This is a genomic window from Maribacter aestuarii, assembly GCF_027474845.2.
In the GTDB taxonomy this organism is placed as follows: domain Bacteria; phylum Bacteroidota; class Bacteroidia; order Flavobacteriales; family Flavobacteriaceae; genus Maribacter; species Maribacter aestuarii.
Genome location: NZ_CP107031.2, coordinates 3,596,086 through 3,618,116 on the forward strand (window position 1 = coordinate 3,596,086; position 22,031 = coordinate 3,618,116).

The following is a 22,031-nucleotide window of genomic DNA, read 5'->3' on the forward strand; positions in this document are numbered from 1 at the left end:
CATACTTTTCTTCAAAATCAATTTATAAATTCAATAGTAAAAATTAAAAATGGCATCAACCTCTGATATAAGAAAAGGATTATGTATTAGGTACAACAATGATATTTATAAAATCATTGAGTTTTTACACGTAAAACCAGGTAAAGGTCCCGCTTTTGTTAGAACAAAACTTAAGAGTGTTACTTCAGGAAAAGTATTGGACAATACATTCTCTGCGGGTCATAAAATTGAGGACGTTCGTGTGGAAACCCGGTCGTATCAATTCTTGTACGCCGATGGGGAAACGTATCATTTCATGAACACCGATGATTATAATCAAATTACACTTCAGGAAAGTGCGCTTGATGCTCCAGGTCTTTTGAAAGAAGGAGAAGTGGTCACCATTATGTTCAACACGGAAGATAGTATGCCGTTATCAGTTGACATGCCAGCTAGTGTGGTTTTAGAAATTACATATACGGAGCCTGGAGTAAAGGGGAATACGGCTACCAATGCTACAAAGCCTGCGAAAGTTGAAACTGGGGCAGAAATTAATGTCCCCTTGTTTATTAACGAAGGCGATAAAATAAAGGTGGATACCTCTAGCGGATCATATATGGAACGGGTAAAAGAATAAGCAAGTGAAGTTTCCCACTACGTTCACTCTAAAACAGATTTCCGAGATAATTGACGTTGATTATGTAGGGGATGCTGCTTTTCCTGTATTTGGCATGAACGAAATTCATGTGGTAGAAGAAGGTGATATTGTATTTGTGGATCATCCAAAATACTATGACAAAGCTTTGGCCTCAAAAGCTACCATCATACTCATAAATAAAAAAGTTGATTGCCCAGAGGGTAAGGCCCTATTAATCTCTACGGATCCTTTTAGCGATTTCAATAAACTTTCTAATTACTTTAAGCCTTTTGTAAGGGCTAATAAGTCAATTGCAGATTCGGCATCAATAGGTGAAGGAACCGTTATTCAACCCAATGTTTTTATAGGTAATAATGTAAAAATCGGTAATAATTGTCGAATTCATTCCAATGTGGCTATTTATGATAATTGCATCATAGGTAACAACGTCACCATTCATGCAGGTAGTGTTCTTGGGGCGGACGCGTTTTATTATAAGAACAGACCCGATGGTTTCGACAAACTAATTTCCGGAGGCAGGGTAGTTTTGGAAGATGATGTAGATTTGGGGGCACTATGTACTATTGATCGCGGGGTAACCGGTGACACGACAATTGGAAAAGGTACGAAGTTGGATAATCAAGTTCACGTGGGACATGATACTGTAATTGGTAAAAAATGTCTTATCGCTTCCCAAACCGGAATAGCGGGTTGCGTAATCATCGAGGACGAAGTTACCCTTTGGGGACAGGTAGGGACAAACAGCGGAATTACCATTGGAAAAAAAGCAGTGATTATGGGTCAAACCGGAGTCACTAAGTCAGTTATAGGTGGTAAAAGTTATTTTGGAACACCCATAGAAGAATCTAGAGAAAAATTAAAACAACTTGCATACGTCAAAAAAATACCGGGCATAATTGAGCAATTGAAAAATAATTAGAGCAAGAATACTTTACAATTCATGGTTAAACCTATATTTTTGTTCTCTTAAAATAAAAACCAACAGCAGTATGAGCGTTTTAGTCAACAAGGATTCCAAAATAATTGTTCAAGGATTTACCGGTAGCGAAGGTACTTTTCACGCTGAGCAAATGATAGAATACGGTACCAATATTGTCGGCGGAGTAACACCGGGCAAAGGTGGACAAGAACATTTGGGAAAACCAGTTTTTAATACGGTAGAGGAGGCTGTTGAGAAGGTAGGCGCGGATACCACCATTATATTTGTACCTCCTGCATTTGCAGCCGATGCCATTATGGAAGCTGCAAGTGCTGGAATTAAGGTCATTATTACCATAACGGAAGGAATTCCCGTTGCGGATATGGTAAAGGCCTCTAATTATATAAAAAATAAGGATTGCAGACTGGTTGGACCAAACTGCCCTGGAGTTATTACCCCAGGTGAAGCAAAAGTGGGCATTATGCCAGGTTTTGTTTTTAAGAAAGGTAATGTGGGTATTGTTTCCAAATCGGGAACCCTTACTTATGAAGCAGCGGATCAGGTAGTACGACAAGGTTTGGGTATAACAACGGCCATTGGCATTGGAGGTGACCCAATTATCGGAACTACGACCAAAGAAGCAGTTGAGCTATTAATTAACGATCCTGAGACGGAATGCGTCGTGATGATTGGAGAAATAGGCGGTCAGTTAGAAGCCGATGCAGCCAAATGGTATAAGGAAAGTGGTAGCAAAAAACCAGTGGTTGGTTTTATAGCCGGTGAAACGGCCCCTGCAGGACGCACCATGGGACACGCTGGAGCCATTGTAGGAGGCAGTGACGATACGGCGCAGGCTAAAAAGAAAATTATGCGCGAACATGGCATTCATGTAGTGGATTCCCCTGCAGAAATAGGAAAGAAAGTTAAGGAAGTCATGGGCTAAAAACCCGTTAAATCTATAATAAATCCCGTTTTACGCGGGATTTTTTTTCGCCTATATATCAAACAAAACTTATATTTGATAAACCCGAAATAAATCAAACAATTTATGAAGCTCTTAGAAGGAAAAAATGTAATCATTACAGGTGCTAGTCGCGGAATCGGAATGGGTATTGCCAAGGTTTTTGCCGAACATGGTGCGAATATCGCCTTTACGTACAGTTCCAGTGAAGCTCCAGCTTTGGAATTGGAGAAAGAGCTTAAATCGAGTGGGGTGAAAGCTAAGGCATACAAGAGTAATGCTGCGAGTTTTGATGAAGCGGAAGCGCTTGTTCAGAAGGTTTTAGAAGATTTTGATGGGGTAATTGACGTACTTATTAATAATGCCGGCATTACGAAAGACAATCTCTTAATGCGCATGTCCGAGGCCGATTTTGATACGGTTATAGAGATTAATCTGAAGTCCGTATTTAACATGACGAAAGCGGTACAAAGAACGTTACTCAAGCAAAGACATGGTTCCATAATAAACATGAGTAGCGTAGTAGGGGTAAAAGGTAATGCCGGGCAAGCAAATTATGCAGCCTCAAAAGCCGGAATGATCGGTTTTACTAAATCTATAGCCCTAGAATTAGGGTCCCGGAACATTCGATGCAACGCAATTGCTCCAGGTTTCATTGAAACGGAAATGACAGATAAATTGGATGAAAAAACCGTTCAGGGATGGAGGGATGCTATCCCCTTGAAGCGTGGTGGATCTACCGAAGACATTGCAAACGCCTGTTTATTCTTCGCATCGGACTTATCTGCATATGTTACCGGACAGGTGCTAAATGTAGATGGAGGAATGCTTACCTAGTTGTTCACCACAAACCTTCGAGTTGACCAGATTATTTCGAACGGTTCTAGGTTGACAAACAATTCAATCGCATAATTATGCAAACAGAAACGGTACTATTGATAATTTTGGCTGCAATAGTGGCTGTAGCAATAGTGCTTCTCCAATATTTTTATAAGGCAAAACGAAAAGGCGGACTAACTCTTCTTTTATCTTTTCTGCGTTTTATTGGAATCTTTGGGCTGTTAGTATTGCTTATAAACCCAAAGTTTACCAAAACAACATATACCGTAGAAAAGCCTACGCTGGCTGTGCTCGTAGATAATTCCTCCTCTCTCGAGCAAGAAGAAGCGACCATTAGTGAAATAGTAGAGAAAATTCAGCAGTCATCGGTACTGACCGATAGGTTTGAACTGGATTTCTATTCTTTTGGTCCTGAACTTAAAACATTGGATTCGCTCTCCTTTAATGAGAAACAGACGAATATCAGCAAATCGTTGAATCTTCTAGCATCCACTTATCTTAACCAAAAGACCGCCGTAGTTCTTATTTCCGATGGAAATCAAACCATTGGCCAAGACTATGTTTTTGCTAACCGAAAGAGGGGTCCATCCGTCTATACGGTGACGGTGGGTGATACTACCAAATATGAGGATTTGAATATTGGACCTATCAATACCAACACCTATGCTTTTTTAAAGAATAAGTATCCGGTGGAAACTTATGTTACCTATCAGGGTACAGGAAACATTACTTCCGTTGTCACGATTTCTGTGAATGGAAAAATAGTCTCTGAGGAATCGATCAAGCTTTCAGAAACGGATAATCTAAAGAATATCAACACTTTCATTGACGCTGATGCTATTGGATTAAAAAGCATTAAAGTAGAGATCAAACCACTAGCGACGGAAAGAAATACGTTAAACAATGTACGTGAGACCTCTGTAGAAGTGATAGACGAAAAAACAAATGTTGGTTTAATTTCAGAAATTTTGCATCCAGATCTTGGAGCGCTCAAAAAAGCCATACAAAGCAACGAACAGCGCGTAGTAAATATACTGGAACCATACGCGGACAATGGTTTGTTGGAAGAAATAGATGTATTCATACTCTATCAACCCTCCACTTCTTTCAAAAATGTCTTTGAATTCATAGAACAAAAGAAATCCAATAGGCTCATCGTCACTGGAGCGAATACCGATTTTTATTTCTTGAACACGATACAAAGTGATTTTGAAATAGAAAGTGGTTATCCTGAGCAAGAGATTTTTGGCAATCTCAATAAGGGGTTTTCAAAATTTGATATTACCGATTTTGACATGACCGATTTTCCTCCGCTCGTAAGTGATGCGGGTCCTATAAATTTGGTCTTTTCCCCAGAAGCTCTATTGAATATGGAGATAAAGGGACTGGAAATGGATACTCCATTACTCTCCTTGTGGGAAACCGATTCCATGAAAAAAGGACTATTGATTGGAGAAGGAATTTGGAAATGGAGAATTCAGGACTACCGAAATTCGGGGAATTTTTCAAACTTCGATGAGTTTGTAGGTAAGATAATGCGTTACCTGGCAACCACTGAGGGGAAAGACCGTTTGAACGTGGAATATAATACAAGGTATGAAGGTGTCAGTGAAGCCTATATTACTGCCACTTATTTTGATGAAGCTTATATTTTTGATATCAATGCCATTTTGGAGATTTCAATAACAAACAAGGAAACTAAGCAAATCCAAGACATGCCCATGGTTTTAAAAAACGGATATTTTGAAGCGGATTTGACCAATTTAACACCTGGTGAATACAGCTTTAAGGTTTCTGTTGCTAATGAGGGGTTTTCTGAATCAGGAAGTTTTATCATTTCGGATTTTGATATTGAAAAGCAATTCGTTTCCAGCAATTATAAAAAGATGGCACAACTTTCTGCCAATACAGGGGGTCAACATCACTTCCCTTCCCAATTGGATGAGCTTTTGAACAATTTTACTTCCAATCAAGAATACTTACCCACTCAAAAAGGCACCGAAAATGTCGTATCTTTGATAAATTATAAAATACTACTGATTATAATAGTGCTGGCATTCGCCGCAGAGTGGTTTATCAGAAAATTTAACGGATTAATTTAAAAATAAGATACTAATGGACAAATTACCAAAGATTGCCTTACCAGCTATTTTCATTTTAATAGTTTTAGTGATACTAATTTCCAAATCCGCCGTCACCATTGGATCGGGTGAAGCTGGTGTGCTGTACAAGACTTTTGGAGGAGGGGTAGTAACAGAGGAACCTCCGATGGGTGAAGGCTTCCATATTGTTGCACCTTGGAATAAAGTTTTCATTTATGAAGTAAGACAACAAGAAGTTTTTGAGAAGATGCAAGTACTCTCTTCAAACGGATTGGAAATCAAGTTGGATGCCTCAGCATGGTTTGAGCCAAAAAGAGAGTTTTTGGGTAAACTGCACCAAGAAAAGGGCACGGAATACATACAACGTGTATTATTACCCACGATACGTTCAGCAGCAAGAAGTGTGGTTGGCCGTTATACTCCAGAGCAACTCTATTCTAGTAAAAGGGATGCCATACAGGCCGAGATTTACGAAGAAACCAAAAAAATTGTGGATGGTCAATATATTCAATTGAATGAGGTGTTGGTTCGTGACGTTACTTTACCTGCTACTATCAAGGAAGCGATCGAACGAAAGTTAAAACAAGAGCAGGAATCGTTAGAATATGAGTTTAGATTGGTTACAGCACAAAAAGAAGCTGAAAAAGTAACCATCGAAGCTCAAGGTAAAGCGGACGCCAACAGAATTTTAAGTGCTTCACTAACCGATAAAATTTTACAGGACAAGGGTATAGATGCTACTTTAGAACTATCAAAATCACCTAATGCCAAGGTAGTCATTGTGGGTAGCGGAGATTCTGGACTTCCACTAATTTTGGGAAATAATTAAAATTCCGGTTAATCATAGGGAAAACTCATTTAGTTTATTTTTGAACTATTCTTTTGAGAAATCGAAAATAGATTTTACTTTTACATCATTATGAGATACAAAACTACACATCATCATTTCCATATACACGCTCTGGCGAGTTAGGAATGTATTGTAGTAGTGCAACATATTTTAAAACCCGTTTGAGCCATCAAACGGGTTTTGTTTTTAATCTATTTTGATTGTTCGAACACCATATCAGAAAAATGACAAAAATTAGAATTGCTATTCAAAAATCGGGTCGACTCAATGAAGACTCGCTACAAATTTTAAAGGACTGTGGAATTTCTATCGATAATGGAAAGGACCAGCTAAAAGCATCCAGTAGGAATTTCCCAATGGAAGTTTTTTATTTAAGAAACGGGGATATTCCACAATATTTACGTGATGGTGTCGTGGATATTGCCATAATTGGGGAAAATGTACTTATAGAAAAAGGAGCGTACATCACCATTGCAGAAAGGCTCGGATTTTCTAAATGTAAAGTTTCTTTGGCTGTTCCAAAATCAATGAAGTACAGCTCCGTTCAAGACTTTGAGGGCAAACGTATTGCTACGTCCTATCCTAATACGGTGAAGAGTTATTTGGAGGATAAAGGGATAAAAGCAGATTTACATATTATTACGGGTTCTGTTGAGATAGCCCCTAATATTGGGCTAGCGGATGCCATTTGTGATATCGTTTCCAGTGGTAGTACCCTCTTCAAAAATAATTTGAAGGAAGTGGAGGTCATGCTAAAAAGTGAAGCCGTTTTAGCGGTTTCACCTGAGATTTCTGTAGAACGGGAAGCATTACTGAAAAAATTACAGTTCAGAATCCAATCCGTTTTGCGCGCCAGACAGTCCAAATATGTATTATTGAACGCTCCTGACAGCAAACTGCAAAACATTCTAAAGCTATTACCGGGAATGAGGAGTCCTACGGTGCTGCCCTTAGCGGAAGAAGGATGGAGCTCCGTTCATACCGTAATCAATAAGGATACCTTTTGGGAAGTCATCGATGAATTGAAGCAAGCAGGTGCCGAAGGTATCTTGGTATGTCCTATCGAAAAAATGGTATTGTAATGAACAAAATATACAATCCTAAAAAAGAAAATTGGTCGGACGTGTTAAAGCGACCAACACAGACTTTGCAGCAATTGAAAACACTGTAAATACTATTTTCAAAGAAGTAAAAGAATTTGGTGATGATATCCTCAAGCAGTACACCATGAAATTTGATGGTGTTTCTTTGGAGGATTTAGTTATTTCCGATACGGAAATAAATGAGGCCAATAATATTCTTAAACCGGAATTGAAAAGTGCCATACAATTGGCGAAAGCAAATATTGAAAAATTCCATAAAGCACAGATTACTGGCAAGGTAGAAGTAGAGACCATGAAAGGAGTGCGCTGCTGGCAGGAAAAGCGACCCATTCAAAAAGTTGGGTTGTATATCCCGGGAGGAACGGCTCCGTTATTCTCCACCATTTTAATGCTGGCTATTCCAGCTCAAATCGCTGGTTGTAAAGAGATTGTTCTATGCACGCCTCCTAACAAGGAAGGTAAAATTGATGCAGCAATCTTATATACGGCATCCCAATGCGGTGTTACACAAATTTTCAAAGTAGGCGGAATACAGGCCATTGCGGGAATGACTTTTGGTACCGAAACCATACCGGCGGTTTACAAGATATTTGGGCCTGGTAATCAGTATGTTACCGTAGCAAAACAAGTTGCGACAAAATTCGGGGTGGCTATAGATATGCCTGCCGGCCCGAGTGAATTATTGGTAGTTGCCGATGATTCTGCCAATCCGGCCTTTGTAGCTTCGGATTTATTGAGCCAAGCCGAACATGGTGTTGATAGTCAGGTGATATTGGTATCAACCTCAAAACTACTGATTGAAAGTGTTGAGAAGGAAATCGAAGTACAACTCAAAGATTTACCACGAAAGGACATCGCTAAAAAAGCTATTGCCAATAGTAAATTGATTTACGTGGATAATGACCAGACCGCTATTGATTTAATTAACGAATATGGCCCGGAACACTATATTGTATGTGTCGAAAATGAATCATTTTATATTGAGAACACCATTAACGCAGGATCGGTTTTTATAGGGAACTATACGCCAGAGAGTGCTGGAGACTATGCTTCGGGTACTAATCATACCCTGCCTACTAATGGATATGCCAAGCAATATAGTGGTGTTAATTTAGATAGTTTCATGAAGAGTATGACCTTTCAAAAAATTAGCGAGGAAGGCATAAGGAATATCGGACCAGCCATCGAATTGATGGCAGAAGCGGAGGGATTGCAGGCCCACAAAAATGCGGTTACGTTTAGATTGAATAGTTTAAAATGAACTTCAACTTAGAAAATATAACCAGGGAAAACGTAAAAGGGCTAAGTCCCTATTCATCCGCACGGGACGAATATATCTCGGACGGCTCGGAAATGGTATTCTTAGATGCGAACGAGAATCCCTTCGAAAACGGTGTAAATAGGTATCCGGACCCTCAGCAGCGAAGTTTAAAGCATGTTTTGGCTAGAACAAAAGGTGTAGATACGAATCAAATTTTATTGGGAAACGGCAGTGATGAAGTTTTGGATTTATTATTCAGGGCTTTTTGCGAACCCAATGTAGATAATATTGTTACGTTACCACCAACATACGGGATGTACAAGGTGCTCTCCGGTATCAACAGTATAGAGAATAGGGAAGTTTTATTGCTAGAAAATTTTCAACCAGATTTGAATGCAGTAAAAAATGCTATTGATGAACGCACCAAAATCATCTTTATTTGTTCCCCGAACAATCCTTCCGGAAATAGCATTTCATCAAAGGTTATTGATGAGCTGCTAGATAGTTTTAGCGGACTCATTATCATAGATGAGGCTTATATCGATTTTTCGCCCAACCAAAGTTGGGTCACTAAACTAGATAAATATCCAAATTTGGTCGTAACACAAACCCTTTCCAAGGCTTATGGCATGGCGGGAATCCGGCTTGGCATATGCTATGCCTCAAATGGGATTATCAGCATTCTAAATAAAATAAAGCCGCCTTATAACATCAATGAGTTAACACAACAAAAAGCTTTAGAACGTTTAGAAAAAATTAGTCAAATACAACAAGAAATCACTAATATTCTTGAAGAACGCAGTAAACTGATTGAGGAATTAGAAGGACTGACCTTTATATCCAAAATTTATCAATCGGACGCAAATTTTGTTTTAGTTAAGGTGGATGATGCTACCAAACGCTATAATCAATTATTGAAAAAAGGAATTGTAACCAGAAATCGTACTGCGCAACCTTTATGTGAAAACACATTACGATTTACAATTGGTACAAAGGATGAAAATCAAAAATTAATGACGGTTTTAAAATCATTATTATGAGTACTGAAAAAGCAAAGAAGCGGGTGCTTTTCATTGATAGGGACGGAACTATCATCAAGGAAACCGTAGACGAGCAGATTGATGCCTTTGAAAAGATGGTTTTCTACCCTAAGGTGTTCACTTACTTGGGGAAAATTGCCAGGGAAATGGATTTTGAACTGGTTATGATAACCAATCAAGATGGGTTAGGTACAGATGTTTTTCCGGAAGATACGTTTTGGCCTGTCCAAAACTTTATTTTAAAATCTTTTGAGAATGAAGGAGTAGTTTTTAAAAAGGTATTCTTGGACCGTACGTTCCCACATGAAAATGCAAATACGCGAAAGCCTGGTACAGGCTTATTAACTGAATACTTTTCAGAAAGCTATGATTTAAAAAATTCCTTTGTAGTCGGAGATAGGTTGACGGACATGGAACTGGCTAAAAATTTAGGCGCCCAAGGTGTATTTATTAATGATGACACAAATCTTGGAACCGATGAGATTACGGTAAAGCAGAAAGAGTTGCAATCGGTTATTGCTCTGGAAAGTAATGATTGGGAAACGATTTACGAGTTCTTAAAATTGAAACAACGGAAAGCCAACATACACCGTAAAACCAATGAGACCGACATTAAAATTGAACTAAACATAGACGGAACGGGTACTAGCTACATTAAGACAGGACTTGCCTTCTTTGACCATATGCTGGACCAAATAGCGCGGCATGGACAGATGGACCTGAACATTAAGGTAGACGGTGATTTGGAAGTGGATGAACACCATACCATTGAGGATACAGCGATTGCGTTGGGTGAATTATTTCACAAAGCTCTAGGAAATAAACTGGGCATAGAGCGCTATGGATTTTGTTTGCCCATGGATGATTGTCTTGCCCAAGTTGCCATTGATTTTGGAGGACGCAATTGGTTGGTTTGGGATGCGGATTTCAAACGTGAAAAGGTAGGTGATATGCCTACGGAAATGTTCCATCATTTTTTTAAATCGTTTACCGATGGGGCAAAGGCTAACCTTAACATTAAAGCAGAGGGCAAAAACGAACACCACAAAATTGAAGCTATTTTCAAAGCTTTTGCGAAAGCTATCAAAATGGCGGTAAAGCGCGATGTTGAAAAAATGATTTTACCATCAACAAAGGGCGTTCTATGAAAATCGTGATTATCAATTACGGTGCAGGTAATATCCAAAGCATCAAATTCGCTGTTAAAAGATTGGGGATGGAAGCCGTACTAAGTAGCGACGTCAACGAAATTAAAAGCGCGGACAAAGTAATTTTCCCAGGGGTTGGTGAGGCGAGTAGTGCGATGAAAAAACTTAGGGATAGTGGCCTGGACAGAATTATCCCCGACCTTAAGCAACCTGTTTTGGGAATTTGCCTTGGAATGCAATTAATGTGTAATTCGTCTGAGGAAGGTGCTACAAAGGGTTTAGGTGTTTTTGATGTGGATGTGGTTAGATTCTCAAACCAGGTAAAAGTCCCGCAAATTGGTTGGAATCAAATTACCAATTTGAAATCGAAGCTGTTTTTAAACATTGCGGATAACGAGCATATCTATTTAGTACATAGTTTTTATGCGCCTTTGTGCAAAGAGACTATCGCACAAGCTAATTACGGACTGGAATATAGCGCAGCACTACAGAAAAATAATTTCTATGGAACACAGTTCCATCCAGAAAAAAGTAGTGTCGTAGGCGAACAGATTTTAAAGAATTTTTTAATAATGTAATGGTGCAAAATTATTATATATCAAAAGATAATGAGCTATTGGACGTTGGCAAAATAAGAGATTTTATAGCCAAAGAATATTGGGGCGATGGCAGGACCTTGAAAGATGTTGAAAAGACCATTAAAAATTCCTACTGCTTCGGGATTTATACAACGGATCATGAACAGATTGGTTTTAGCAGGGTAGTAACGGACTATATCTATTTTGGCTATTTCATGGACGTCATCATATTTACAAAATTTCAGGGTAGGGGGTATGGAAAGAAACTAATAGAACATATGCTCCAAGATGATGTCATTAAAAGCCTTAAGACAATTGCCTTAAAAACAAAGGATGCCCACAGTCTTTATGAACAATTTGGATTTAAAAGAATTGGAGATTCTCCTTTGTGGATGTCCATTGACAGACAAAAATTAGATTAATAGTAATGCGAATAATCCCAGCAATCGATATAATAGATGGTAAGTGCGTAAGGCTCTCTAAAGGAGACTATGATACCAAAAAAATATATAATGAAAACCCTTTAGAAGTTGCCAAAGCGTTTGAAGCTCATGGGATTAAATATTTACATTTGGTGGATTTGGATGGTGCAAAGTCCAAACACATTGTGAACCATAAAATTTTGGAACAGATTGCAAGCCATACAAATTTAAAAATAGATTTTGGTGGAGGATTGAAATCTGATGACGACTTGCGCGTGGCCTTTGAAAGTGGTGCCACTCAAATAACTGGTGGAAGCATCGCTGTAAAGGATAAGGAAACGTTTAGCAGTTGGATTGATAACTACGGGGCGGATAAAATTATTCTAGGTGCTGACGCTTTGGACGAAAAAGTAGCTATTTCTGGTTGGCAGGAAGAATCAACGGAAGAATTGCTTCCATTTATAAAGGCATATCAGGCCAAAGGAATCATATATGTTATTTGTACCGATATAAGCAAGGATGGCATGTTAGAAGGGCCCTCTTTTGATTTGTACGAGAAAATCCTAACAAATATAGCTGGCATCAAGCTGATTGCTTCTGGCGGAATCTCGGATTTTAAAGAAATACCTCGGTTAGCTGAAATAGGCTGTGAGGGAACCATAATTGGAAAGGCGATTTATGAAAATAGAATCAGCCTAAAACAATTGGAAAACTATATTTTAAATCATGGATAGAGAGGCTCAATTGATTGATGAATTAGTGAAGAATGCGCTTTATCGCATGGATGAGAACACTAGGATGATTAGTATTAGTCTGCAATCAATTTCTGAAGAGGAACTATGGTTAAAACCAAACAGCTACTTAAACAGCATCGCAAATTTGATATTACATTTATGCGGAAATATAACACAGTATGTGATCGCTTCGCTCGGAGAAACAAAGGACATGAGAAATCGTGACCTGGAATTTACTAAAAAAGATGGACTAAACAAATCAGAAGTTTTCAAAAAACTTGAAGATACAGTGGATACGGCAAAGCGGGTCATTTTTGATGCTAACGTAGATCAATTCCTAAAAGTAAGGTCGGTACAGGGCTTTACTTTTTCAGGTATTGGGGTTGTTATCCATGCGGTGGAACATTATTCGTACCATACCGGGCAAATTGCTTTTTGGGTAAAACAACTAAAGGATAAAGACCTTGGTTTTTATGAGGGAATCGATTTAAAAATTAAAAATAAATTAGAAGGTTAGAGGAACAAAATACGAGGTACAAGAAGAAAAGGATGCAAGATTTAAAATTAAGAACTAAGAGATTTGCCGTCGATTGTTGGCAGCTTTGTGCTAAAATTCCAAAATCAAGAGAATTAGATGCTTGGGTAAGACAGCTCATTCGCTGTTCTAGTTCTATTGGAGCTAATTACAGAGCATCTCAAAGAGCTAAATCTACAGCTGACTTTATCAATAAACTTAAAATTGTGGAGGAAGAAGCGGATGAAACAATTTACTGGTTGGAATTATTTTTGGAAGTGCTAGATATAAATCATGAAGAGATGAAACGGTTGAAAATAGAGAGTGAAGAATTACTGGCAATAACCGTGGCATCAATCAAAACAACTAGAAGGAATCATAAAAAATGATACTATAAATAAAATATTTTAAATTTTTTTATTCCTCTTATTTCGTAAATCTTACCTCGTACTTAAGAATATGTTAGCAAAAAGAATCATACCCTGTCTGGACATTAAAGATGGCCGCACCGTTAAAGGCATCAACTTTGTAGATTTAAGGGATGCCGGGGACCCTGTGGAGTTAGCGGAAATATATAGTAGGGAAGGGGCTGATGAGCTGGTTTTTTTAGATATATCCGCTACGGAACAGAAGCGTAAAACCCTTGCAGATTTGGTCTGCCGAGTAGCGGAAAAAGTAAACATTCCCTTTACGGTCGGAGGCGGAATCTCATCGGTGGAAGACGTTGATATCTTGTTGCAAAACGGCGCCGATAAGGTGTCTATAAACTCATCAGCAGTCAAGAATCCCCAATTAATTAATGATTTGGTCGCTAAATTCGGTTCCCAATGCATTGTGGTGGCTATTGATGCCAAACAAATAGATGGTAAATGGCTCGTACATTTGGTCGGAGGCAAGGTGCCGACACAATTAGATTTGTTTGATTGGGCCAAAGAAGTAGAAGAACGTGGTGCCGGAGAAATACTCTTTACTTCCATGGACCATGACGGAACAAAAGACGGATTCGCAAATGAGGCTTTGGCCAAGTTATCCACAGAACTTAATATACCGATCATAGCTTCTGGAGGTGCGGGTACCATGCAGCATTTTACAGATACCTTTGTAAAGGGAAAAGCGGATGCAGCTCTGGCGGCCAGTGTTTTTCATTTCAAAGAAATTACCATCAATGATTTGAAACAGGAATTAAGAGAAAATCAGATCCCTGTAAGGATATAAGAAAAATTACCATGAAAAAAATTGGTCTTATTGGCGGTATTACATGGCAGTCTACTCAATTGTACTATCACCTCTTAAATACAAGAATAGCGGAAAAATTAGGAGTACAAAACTCATGTGAATGTATAATTGAATCGGTAAATTTTGCAATGATAGCGGATAAGCAAGCAAAAGCGGATTGGGACACTTTACACTCCCAAATGGCCGAGATAGCGGTAAGGCTCCAAAATGCGGGGGCTGATATCATTTTAATTTGTGCTAACACAATGCACCTGAGTGTTAATGTTATACGGAAAAGAATAACCGTTCCCTTACTACACATTGCCGAAGTTGCCGGTAAGGTCGTTCAGGAAAAAGGATGTCATAAAGTATTATTGCTTGGCACAAAATATACCATGGAACTGGATTTTTATAAGGATATTCTTAAGAACCAATTCGGGATCGAGGTCTTGGTTCCTTCCGAAGAGGATAGAAAAATTATACATCAAGTAATATATGACGAGCTTGCAAAAGGTATTATTTCGAAAGATTCCAAACAGAAATACTTAAAGATTATTAAAAAGTCTGAAGAAGAAGGGGCGCAGGGTGTTATTTTAGGTTGTACCGAAATTCCCTTACTAATTTCACAAGAAGACTGTGATATTGCAGTCATTGACACAACCAAAGAGCACGTTAATGCCGCGCTCAATTTTGCTTTATCTTAAATAGGTTTCAACAAGAATAATAAAGATGAAAATAGATTTTAATAAGAACAATAATGGCTTAGTACCTGCCATCATCCAGGATGTCCGAACCAAAAATGTTTTGATGTTGGGCTATATGAATTTAGAAGCATTGGATAGGACCAAGAAAACCGGTAAGGTTACTTTCTATAGTAGATCTAAAAAACGCTTATGGACCAAAGGGGAGGAAAGTGGCAATTTCTTGAATCTGGTGGATATAAAAAATGATTGTGATAATGACACTTTGCTCATTTCGGTCAATCCGGTAGGCCCAACCTGCCATAAAGGTACAGCTACCTGTTGGGCCGAGGATAATGATTCCAATTTTGGCTTTTTCTCTACGCTTGAAGAGACCATCGAACAGCGTAGAACTTCATCAGATGGCGATCAATCCTACGTAGCGTCTTTGTTTGAAAAAGGCATTAATAAAATTGCTCAAAAGGTAGGAGAAGAAGCCGTGGAGACGGTCATAGAGGCTATGGATAATAATGATGAGCTATTTCTCTACGAAAGTGCCGATTTATTGTTTCACTATATGGTACTGCTTCAAGCCAAAGGTTTTAAACTCCAGGATATTGAATCGGAATTAATGAAAAGAAAAAAATAATCTGATTAGCGGCTGGAATAAATCACAACGGTTATGCGGGTGGCCCAGCATTATTTTGGAGAGCTTTGCCAAATGATGTTCATGATTTTCCATTGTCCGTCCACTTTAGCCAGGTGGAATAAATCTATTCCCCATTCAGCCGTAAGTTTGGCCGTTGCGGTCTTATCGTTTACTTCATAAATTAAAATTTCCTTAGGCGAGTCGGGAGTTATCCGGTTCCCATCTTTGTTCCATGAACCTGCCAAATCATACAACTGTTGATAGGTCATCGGCAAATTATCCCTGTAGGCACTAGACTTGTCATCATACCAATAACCAATTTTTCGTAGTGTGGTATCCACGCTGCGTTCAATTTTAGAAGGGTCTACCTCATATAGCGCGTTTACGTAATCTTCGATTGCAGATTGTACCGAAGCTTTGTCAGTATTTTGACTTGAAACTATTGAAGTGCAACAGACCAGGATGGCAAATAATATAAGCTTAGCGTAGTTTTTCATTTCGATTTTAAATAGGACTTTAAAATTACAACAATTAGCATGTGTATCAAAGTGTTACAATTTATGCATTTAGAACACTGATGGTCAAAGGCCCATTATGGTTCACCTTTCAATAATTTTTAAATCACCACCAAACCACAAAGAATTTCTCAAAAGTATTTTCGGACTTTTTCACCCAGACCATGGGTGCATTTTCTTTCAGCATTTTTAGATTGATGTCCATTAATGTTTGAAAATGGGAACACCACTGCACATCCCCATGTGGTGTTACCACCCATTCGGATTTGAAGGGAATATAATACTGATACGGTTTAAACTCATTTGTGTTAAACTCATCAAATTTTAGCCAATATCCTTCTATACACCCTTTTTCAAGAGGTCGTATATGAACTTTTTTAGTACCATAGGGCGAGAAGAGTTGGGCTTTGTAACAGGTTCGCTGCTCAATATCATTGCTATTTAATCCTTGTATAGCCAACGCGTCCCTTCCTGATTCAGAATAGATTAAGGCAAACTGCTCATCCCGTATTTTTTCCATTTTGGTAAAGAACATATCCCGTTTGTTAGGGCCCATTAGCTGATGAATGGGCTCCGTTATCTCTGGATTTATAATGTAAAACTTATAGGTAAGTTCAATATGGAGCAAAACTTGAGTCGCCAAATCGCGAATTATAAAATCTATTTCACCTATTGTTCTTTTGCCAATTTTGACGGGAAGATTGTGTATTAAAACCTCGTACGTATAAGAACTCTCTAAGAGCTGCTTGAAAACATATTCCATCTGATGTCCCAATCGAATGTTTTGGGGAATCGCTGTTGTTGTAAGTGCTTTTGTATCAATTTCCGGAAAATTAAATTGTTTTATTCCAAACTGCTCGTTTTTCCAGAGTGCAGGCGTATTTAAAAATCCAATACATTGTTCAAATACCATAGGAGCGAAGTTAATACAAACCTTTAAGTTTTCTTAAAATCAGTTATTGTCACTCTCAAATAACTTATTTTTATACTATGGCTATGAATATGAGAAATGGGTTTCGATTTGTCCCCTATGAAGCTCCGGAACAAACTCCCTTTGATAAACTGTTTGATATTTTTCAGGAATTGATCACCCATACTTCGGGTGATTTCGATGAAGCTATTGATTGGTTGCGAGAATTGGACAAGGAATACGAATTAACGGACGAGAATTACACTATAGATGACTTTATAGAAGACCTGAAGGCCAAGGGCTATATCCGCGAAGAATTTGAGGATGGTGGTGGCGAAATGGGTGAAGAGGGAGATGAAGGAGATGGTAAAGGAAACGGTACGATTTCTATTACCGCTAAAATGGAACGCATCATACGTCAGCGTGCACTAGACCAAATTTTTGGAAAATTGAAGCGTAGTGGTGCAGGAAACCACAAAACAGGTAAGTCCGGGTTAGGCGATGAGCATACGGGTGACTTAAGGGAATATCGATATGGAGATGGTTTGGAGCATATTTCGATGACGGAAAGTCTGAAAAACGCGCAAGTAAATCATGGTATCGGCAGCTTTCATCTCAGTGAAGAGGATTTAGTAGTAGAGGATACGCAGTACAAGGCACAGATGAGCACCATACTTATGATTGACATTAGTCATAGTATGATTTTATACGGGGAGGATAGGATTACACCTGCCAAAAAAGTAGCCATGGCCCTTTCTGAGTTGATTACAACGCGTTATCCGAAGGACACTTTAGATATCTTGGTTTTTGGTAACGATGCTTGGCCTATTCCAATTAAGGATTTACCCTATTTAAAAGTAGGGCCCTACCATACGAACACCGTAGCCGGACTTCAGTTGGCCATGGATATGCTACGAAGAAAACGCAACACGAACAAGCAGATTTTCATGATTACCGACGGTAAGCCTAGTTGTTTGCGCATGCAGGACGGGACCTATTATAAGAACAGTGTAGGGTTAGACGATTATATCGTTGAGAAATGCTATAACATGGCACGCCAAGCGAGAAAGCTCCATATTCCCATAACAACGTTCATGATTGCCCAAGACCCCTATTTGATGCAATTTATTAGGCATTTTACCGAGGCCAATAAGGGTAAAGCATTTTTCACAGGTCTAAAAGGCTTGGGAGAAATGATTTTTGAGGATTATGAATCTAATAGACGAAAAAAATTGAAATAATTTAGGATTAGCTATAAAAACGTTATTCGATTATTGAAATAGAAAAAAGACTAAAAAAATATGAAATTGAATCACAATAAAATCAATACCCTCGGCGCGTTAAAAGAAGCGGGTTACGAAACCAAAAGCATAAAGGATGAACTCCGTGATAACCTGCGTGAAAAGATAAAGAACGGGGGAGAAACGTTTACCGGGGTATGGGGCTATGAAAATTCCGTTATTCCAGAATTGGAGCGTGCCATTCTCTCACGACATAACATTAACTTACTTGGGCTCCGCGGACAAGCAAAAACACGTTTGGCCAGATTAATGGTCAATCTTTTGGACGAGTGGATTCCCGTGGTGGAGGGTTCGGAAATAAACGACGACCCGTTAAAGCCTATGTCTAGATATGCCCGGGAACTTATTAAAGAAAAGGGAGACAAAACTCCCATCTCATGGTTACACCGGGATGAACGGTTTTACGAGAAGTTGGCTACGCCAGATGTTACCGTGGCCGATTTAATCGGGGATGTAGACCCTATTAAAGCAGCCAACTTAAAGTTATCCTATGCTGATGATCGAGTCATCCATTTTGGGATGATACCAAGAGCTAACCGTTGTATTTTCGTCATAAACGAACTTCCGGATTTGCAGGCAAGGATTCAAGTATCACTCTTTAATATTTTGGAAGAAGGTGACATTCAAATAAGAGGCTTTAAATTGCGATTACCGTTGGATATTCAGTTTGTATTTACGGCAAACCCAGAGGATTACACAAATAGGGGCAGTATCGTGACGCCTTTAAAGGATAGAATTGGTTCTCAAATATTGACCCATTACCCGGATGATATTAATACGGCCCGAAAGATAACGGAACAGGAGTCCAAATTGGACATCAGACAATCTGAGGCGGTATATGTCCCGGACATTGCCAAGGATTTATTGGAGCAAATCAGTTTTGAAGCAAGGAATAGCGAATATGTAGATGCTAAAAGTGGCGTGAGTGCTCGGACATCCATTACGGCCTTTGAGAACTTATTAAGTACGGCAGAAAGAAGGGCCTTATTGACTGGAGCGGATAAAACCATGGTCCGTCTAAGCGATTTTCTTGGGGTTATCCCTGCTATTACAGGAAAAATTGAGTTGGTATATGAAGGGGAGCAGGAGGGAGCGGACGGAGTCGCCGCAATCTTAATCGATGATGCCGTAAAATCCCTTTTTCCTGAGTATTTCCCCAAAATAAATAAGTTGGAACGAAAGGATGACGAAACACCCTATGATGAACTGCTTCATTGGTTTTTTCAAGGGGAAGGTTTTGAACTTTTGGATGATTTTACGGATGAGGAATACAAAAGGACATTGGATAGTATTCCTGAACTAAACGCGTTGCTTAAAAGACACCAGCCAGATTTCCCTGAGGAAGACACGTATTTCTTGAAGGAACTAGTGCTTTGGGGTCTAGTTGCTTATAAAAAACTAAATAAAAATCGGTTTACCGAAGGTTATCAATTCAAAGATCTATACGGGAGTTTTATTAGCGGACTGTAAAATAACAGAGCCCTTCCAAATGGAAGGGTTTTTTCTTAGCACTAATACTTCCCATCCTAAGCTCAATAATCTAGGGTGTCGCAATAAAAGGACTTCATCAAAAATTGTTTGCTTAGCATTTCAAGCCCAAAATCGATTAGCGGTAGTACGAAAGAGGGACTACTTAGAAAAGGAAGATTAAATTTAAATTGAATTCGGGTTTATGCAAAGGATACCGTACCTACTTCCAGCTATCTACGTGTTGGTTCATATCGTCAAAAAGATAATTACCAACTACTTCTTTCCGATAACTAAAAGCCAATAAAGTGAGGCCAATAAGGAATAGATGCAACGTAAAAATGAGTATTCCTAAAGGGAGAAAGGTGCCAGGTATGAGGTGATTTTCAAATTCACCATAGGAAATAAGAATGAAGAGATTATCAAACAACTTATAGGCATAAACAAAAAGAATAATGTATAGGGAATATTCCAAATTCCGCATGGGAGGATCACTCAATTCATCCTCCTTAATCTTGAACCATAGAACGTAAAGGAAAATGAAGTGCACTATGGTAAGAATTGGAAATATATAATTGTCTATTTTGAAGAAATAAAATTTATTGGTGTAAAGGCCATAAAAACTAAAGATATTTAAAATAACAAGTACCGCTATTGAGATGAACAAAGTGCGTTTCCAAGGTAAAATTCCTTTAATGAAATTCATATTAAAAAGTTTCGCGGTCTTGGGGAACCAATTGTGGAGCTCTAAGAACGCATACCGAATTGAATTATTTTAAAAATTTCGACGAAAAACCTCTTATACCGAACATCCTTCCTTCAGGCACTTCGCAGTCTTTCAAAAATACAATTTAAGCCTTTTCCTTTCGAATTTTAAACCATTTAAAGTAGGTGGCACTTCGCCATAACCATTCCAAGGGACCGTAGGTAAAATAAGAGAGCCACAATTTGCTAAATATTACCTGCAGCCCAATAATCAACAGTGCTAAAAGAAAAGCAGAACTATTGGGTATTGTTCCTAAATAACCCAAACCCCACCCAAAAAATATGAACGTACCGATAATACTCTGGATAAAATAATTCGTCAATGCCATTTTACCATAGGGTACAAAAATATTTAGCACTCGTTCTCCCCAATTTTTGCGGTATGCAATCACAAAAACACAAATCAATATAAAAGTCATAAAGATATTGTTCAAATCCACAAACGTCAGACCCAACATGCTCAACCAATTGTCAAACTTTACTTCAGGACCCAGCTGTGAAAACACTAGAATTACCAAACCAAGGGAAACGAAGAAACCAACGATCGAGTAAATGAGCACCTTTTTTGTTTCACTTGTCAATTCCCTGAAATTTTCAAAAAATCTTAAACGACCTACCACCATTCCCAAAAGGAAAAAACCGAAGGTAATATAGCCACGTGAGAATACCCCGAGTTGAAAGTCCATTTTCATCAAGTGCCCTTCCACCGCATTGGTTTTAAAAACATCCCAAAGACTTCCATGCTGTATAGCTTCAAAATATGACAGCACTAGGGGACTATTGGGGCTAAAATCTCCAGGAATGAAAATATTACCCCCGTGGGTTATAAGAAATACGGTAAATCTGCCAAGTCCTATGAACATTAAACCTGTAAAAATTAATACCCATTTATTGGAAACTTTATAAAAGAGTACCAGAAAAACACCCAAAAGCGCATAAACCGTTAAAATATCACCCCGATAAAACAAGCTGTGGACGTAGCCAATTAGGAATAATAACACCAGTCGCCAGATGAAGCGACCAATAAAGTTATCTTCTCCTTCTTTTTTGCGATTCAACTGCAAGTAAAAGCTAAGTCCAAACAGAAAGGAGAACAGGGCAAAGAACTTACCCCTCAAAAAAAGGAAAATAAACCCATCGACGATACTATCCAAAATTCCTATATGCGTTCCTTGCATCGTATTTTCTGGGGTAGGAGCGCCCACGTAATTTTCTACAATATGAACGATTACGATTCCGGCCAAGGCAAAACCACGGAGCGCATCTACTATGTTGATACGCTGATTAACAATTGCTTTCATGATTGATTGTTTATGATTGATGTCCTAAAACTAAATTAACGTTGACTAACTAGACTTAAAGGCCTGGCTGGAAACATTTTAAAATAAAAAGGGAGCTTTTGCTCCCCTTACGAATTTTT

General features: G+C 38.6%; 23 protein-coding genes and 1 pseudogene. 20 read left to right on the forward strand and 4 right to left on the reverse strand.

Annotated features, from left to right (window positions below; genetic code table 11):
* Positions 1-49 precede the first annotated feature (49 nt).
* The 18 genes and pseudogenes from efp to hisIE all read left to right on the forward strand — a co-directional run bounded on the left by efp (position 50) and on the right by hisIE (position 15,653).
* Complete coding sequence (gene efp / locus N8A89_RS16355) at positions 50-616, forward strand: elongation factor P (protein ID WP_281543186.1); 567 nt, start codon at positions 50-52, stop codon at positions 614-616.
* Positions 617-620: 4 nt separating this feature from the next.
* A complete protein-coding gene (locus tag N8A89_RS16360; protein ID WP_281543187.1) occupies positions 621-1,556 on the forward strand; it encodes a UDP-3-O-(3-hydroxymyristoyl)glucosamine N-acyltransferase in 936 nt (311 codons plus the stop codon).
* Between the two features lie 70 nt (positions 1,557-1,626).
* Complete coding sequence (sucD, locus tag N8A89_RS16365) at positions 1,627-2,499, forward strand: succinate--CoA ligase subunit alpha (RefSeq protein ID WP_281543188.1); 873 nt, start codon at positions 1,627-1,629, stop codon at positions 2,497-2,499.
* Positions 2,500-2,604: 105 nt separating this feature from the next.
* Positions 2,605-3,354, forward strand: coding sequence for a 3-oxoacyl-[acyl-carrier-protein] reductase (gene fabG / locus N8A89_RS16370; protein ID WP_281543189.1), 750 nt, complete (start codon positions 2,605-2,607; stop codon positions 3,352-3,354).
* Positions 3,355-3,431: 77 nt separating this feature from the next.
* The gene (locus tag N8A89_RS16375; protein WP_281543190.1) at positions 3,432-5,459 is read left to right on the forward strand and encodes a vWA domain-containing protein; all 2,028 of its coding nucleotides are present in this window, start codon (positions 3,432-3,434) and stop codon (positions 5,457-5,459) included.
* A gap of 13 nt (positions 5,460-5,472) precedes the next feature.
* The gene (locus tag N8A89_RS16380; RefSeq protein ID WP_281543191.1) at positions 5,473-6,288 is read left to right on the forward strand and encodes a prohibitin family protein; all 816 of its coding nucleotides are present in this window, start codon (positions 5,473-5,475) and stop codon (positions 6,286-6,288) included.
* A 245-nt stretch (positions 6,289-6,533) separates the two neighbouring features.
* The gene (gene hisG / locus N8A89_RS16385; protein WP_281543192.1) at positions 6,534-7,391 is read left to right on the forward strand and encodes an ATP phosphoribosyltransferase; all 858 of its coding nucleotides are present in this window, start codon (positions 6,534-6,536) and stop codon (positions 7,389-7,391) included.
* Positions 7,391-8,673 (forward strand): annotated as a pseudogene (hisD, locus tag N8A89_RS16390) (histidinol dehydrogenase). Before hisG ends, hisD begins: the two are co-directional and overlap by 1 nt.
* Complete coding sequence (gene hisC, locus N8A89_RS16395; RefSeq protein ID WP_281543193.1) at positions 8,670-9,713, forward strand: histidinol-phosphate transaminase; 1,044 nt, start codon at positions 8,670-8,672, stop codon at positions 9,711-9,713. Before hisD ends, hisC begins: the two are co-directional and overlap by 4 nt.
* Positions 9,710-10,861: a bifunctional histidinol-phosphatase/imidazoleglycerol-phosphate dehydratase HisB gene (gene hisB / locus N8A89_RS16400; protein WP_289644620.1), complete on the forward strand. Its 1,152-nt coding sequence runs from the start codon at positions 9,710-9,712 to the stop codon at positions 10,859-10,861. Before hisC ends, hisB begins: the two co-directional genes overlap by 4 nt.
* Positions 10,858-11,439, forward strand: coding sequence for an imidazole glycerol phosphate synthase subunit HisH (gene hisH, locus N8A89_RS16405; protein WP_281543194.1), 582 nt, complete (start codon positions 10,858-10,860; stop codon positions 11,437-11,439). Before hisB ends, hisH begins: the two co-directional genes overlap by 4 nt.
* Positions 11,439-11,861, forward strand: coding sequence for a GNAT family N-acetyltransferase (locus tag N8A89_RS16410; RefSeq protein WP_281543195.1), 423 nt, complete (start codon positions 11,439-11,441; stop codon positions 11,859-11,861). Before hisH ends, N8A89_RS16410 begins: the two co-directional genes overlap by 1 nt.
* Positions 11,862-11,866: 5 nt before the next feature.
* The gene (hisA, locus tag N8A89_RS16415; protein ID WP_281543196.1) at positions 11,867-12,595 is read left to right on the forward strand and encodes a 1-(5-phosphoribosyl)-5-[(5-phosphoribosylamino)methylideneamino]imidazole-4-carboxamide isomerase; all 729 of its coding nucleotides are present in this window, start codon (positions 11,867-11,869) and stop codon (positions 12,593-12,595) included.
* On the forward strand, positions 12,588-13,112 hold the full coding sequence (locus tag N8A89_RS16420; RefSeq protein WP_281543197.1) for a DinB family protein: 525 nt from the start codon (positions 12,588-12,590) through the stop codon (positions 13,110-13,112). Before hisA ends, N8A89_RS16420 begins: the two co-directional genes overlap by 8 nt.
* 32 nt (positions 13,113-13,144) lie before the next feature.
* On the forward strand, positions 13,145-13,498 hold the full coding sequence (locus tag N8A89_RS16425; protein WP_281543198.1) for a four helix bundle protein: 354 nt from the start codon (positions 13,145-13,147) through the stop codon (positions 13,496-13,498).
* A gap of 70 nt (positions 13,499-13,568) precedes the next feature.
* Positions 13,569-14,324 carry an imidazole glycerol phosphate synthase subunit HisF gene (gene hisF, locus N8A89_RS16430; protein WP_289644621.1) on the forward strand — a complete coding sequence of 252 codons (756 nt, stop codon included), beginning with the start codon at positions 13,569-13,571 and terminating at the stop codon, positions 14,322-14,324.
* Between the two features lie 11 nt (positions 14,325-14,335).
* On the forward strand, positions 14,336-15,028 hold the full coding sequence (locus tag N8A89_RS16435; protein ID WP_281543199.1) for an aspartate/glutamate racemase family protein: 693 nt from the start codon (positions 14,336-14,338) through the stop codon (positions 15,026-15,028).
* Between the two features lie 25 nt (positions 15,029-15,053).
* The gene (hisIE, locus tag N8A89_RS16440; RefSeq protein ID WP_289644622.1) at positions 15,054-15,653 is read left to right on the forward strand and encodes a bifunctional phosphoribosyl-AMP cyclohydrolase/phosphoribosyl-ATP diphosphatase HisIE; all 600 of its coding nucleotides are present in this window, start codon (positions 15,054-15,056) and stop codon (positions 15,651-15,653) included.
* Positions 15,654-15,703: 50 nt separating this feature from the next.
* Here the strand turns inward: hisIE and N8A89_RS16445 are convergent, their stop codons facing one another.
* On the reverse strand, positions 15,704-16,150 hold the full coding sequence (locus N8A89_RS16445) for a nuclear transport factor 2 family protein (protein WP_281543201.1): 447 nt from the start codon (positions 16,148-16,150) through the stop codon (positions 15,704-15,706).
* A 124-nt stretch (positions 16,151-16,274) separates the two neighbouring features.
* A complete protein-coding gene (locus N8A89_RS16450) occupies positions 16,275-17,081 on the reverse strand; it encodes a DUF1853 family protein (protein ID WP_281543202.1) in 807 nt (268 codons plus the stop codon).
* A gap of 77 nt (positions 17,082-17,158) precedes the next feature.
* On the opposite strand from N8A89_RS16450, the gene N8A89_RS16455 reads away from it, so the two are divergent.
* Positions 17,159-18,319 (forward strand): vWA domain-containing protein, encoded by a 1,161-nt coding sequence (locus tag N8A89_RS16455; protein ID WP_281543203.1) that lies wholly within the window; start codon positions 17,159-17,161, stop codon positions 18,317-18,319.
* A 60-nt stretch (positions 18,320-18,379) separates the two neighbouring features.
* Positions 18,380-19,849: an AAA family ATPase gene (locus N8A89_RS16460; RefSeq protein WP_281543204.1), complete on the forward strand. Its 1,470-nt coding sequence runs from the start codon at positions 18,380-18,382 to the stop codon at positions 19,847-19,849.
* A 220-nt stretch (positions 19,850-20,069) separates the two neighbouring features.
* Here N8A89_RS16460 and N8A89_RS16465 read toward each other — a convergent pair whose 3' ends face one another.
* Entirely contained in the window at positions 20,070-20,552 is a 483-nt protein-coding gene (locus tag N8A89_RS16465) for a hypothetical protein (RefSeq protein ID WP_281543205.1), read from the reverse strand.
* A gap of 145 nt (positions 20,553-20,697) precedes the next feature.
* On the reverse strand, positions 20,698-21,912 hold the full coding sequence (locus N8A89_RS16470) for a DUF418 domain-containing protein (RefSeq protein WP_281543206.1): 1,215 nt from the start codon (positions 21,910-21,912) through the stop codon (positions 20,698-20,700).
* Positions 21,913-22,031: the final 119 nt, after the last annotated feature.

Coding starts and splice junctions, on each gene's coding strand:
- efp (WP_281543186.1), top strand. CDS start 50: ATGGCATCAACCTCTGATATAAGAAAAGGATTATGTATTAGGTACAAC.
- sucD (WP_281543188.1), top strand. CDS start 1,627: ATGAGCGTTTTAGTCAACAAGGATTCCAAAATAATTGTTCAAGGATTT.
- fabG (WP_281543189.1), top strand. CDS start 2,605: ATGAAGCTCTTAGAAGGAAAAAATGTAATCATTACAGGTGCTAGTCGC.
- N8A89_RS16375 (WP_281543190.1), top strand. CDS start 3,432: ATGCAAACAGAAACGGTACTATTGATAATTTTGGCTGCAATAGTGGCT.
- N8A89_RS16380 (WP_281543191.1), top strand. CDS start 5,473: ATGGACAAATTACCAAAGATTGCCTTACCAGCTATTTTCATTTTAATA.
- hisG (WP_281543192.1), top strand. CDS start 6,534: ATGACAAAAATTAGAATTGCTATTCAAAAATCGGGTCGACTCAATGAA.
- hisC (WP_281543193.1), top strand. CDS start 8,670: ATGAACTTCAACTTAGAAAATATAACCAGGGAAAACGTAAAAGGGCTA.
- hisB (WP_289644620.1), top strand. CDS start 9,710: ATGAGTACTGAAAAAGCAAAGAAGCGGGTGCTTTTCATTGATAGGGAC.
- hisH (WP_281543194.1), top strand. CDS start 10,858: ATGAAAATCGTGATTATCAATTACGGTGCAGGTAATATCCAAAGCATC.
- N8A89_RS16410 (WP_281543195.1), top strand. CDS start 11,439: ATGGTGCAAAATTATTATATATCAAAAGATAATGAGCTATTGGACGTT.
- hisA (WP_281543196.1), top strand. CDS start 11,867: ATGCGAATAATCCCAGCAATCGATATAATAGATGGTAAGTGCGTAAGG.
- N8A89_RS16420 (WP_281543197.1), top strand. CDS start 12,588: ATGGATAGAGAGGCTCAATTGATTGATGAATTAGTGAAGAATGCGCTT.
- N8A89_RS16425 (WP_281543198.1), top strand. CDS start 13,145: ATGCAAGATTTAAAATTAAGAACTAAGAGATTTGCCGTCGATTGTTGG.
- hisF (WP_289644621.1), top strand. CDS start 13,569: ATGTTAGCAAAAAGAATCATACCCTGTCTGGACATTAAAGATGGCCGC.
- N8A89_RS16435 (WP_281543199.1), top strand. CDS start 14,336: ATGAAAAAAATTGGTCTTATTGGCGGTATTACATGGCAGTCTACTCAA.
- hisIE (WP_289644622.1), top strand. CDS start 15,054: ATGAAAATAGATTTTAATAAGAACAATAATGGCTTAGTACCTGCCATC.
- N8A89_RS16445 (WP_281543201.1), bottom strand. CDS start 16,150: ATGAAAAACTACGCTAAGCTTATATTATTTGCCATCCTGGTCTGTTGC.
- N8A89_RS16450 (WP_281543202.1), bottom strand. CDS start 17,081: ATGGTATTTGAACAATGTATTGGATTTTTAAATACGCCTGCACTCTGG.
- N8A89_RS16455 (WP_281543203.1), top strand. CDS start 17,159: ATGGCTATGAATATGAGAAATGGGTTTCGATTTGTCCCCTATGAAGCT.
- N8A89_RS16460 (WP_281543204.1), top strand. CDS start 18,380: ATGAAATTGAATCACAATAAAATCAATACCCTCGGCGCGTTAAAAGAA.
- N8A89_RS16465 (WP_281543205.1), bottom strand. CDS start 20,552: ATGAATTTCATTAAAGGAATTTTACCTTGGAAACGCACTTTGTTCATC.
- N8A89_RS16470 (WP_281543206.1), bottom strand. CDS start 21,912: ATGAAAGCAATTGTTAATCAGCGTATCAACATAGTAGATGCGCTCCGT.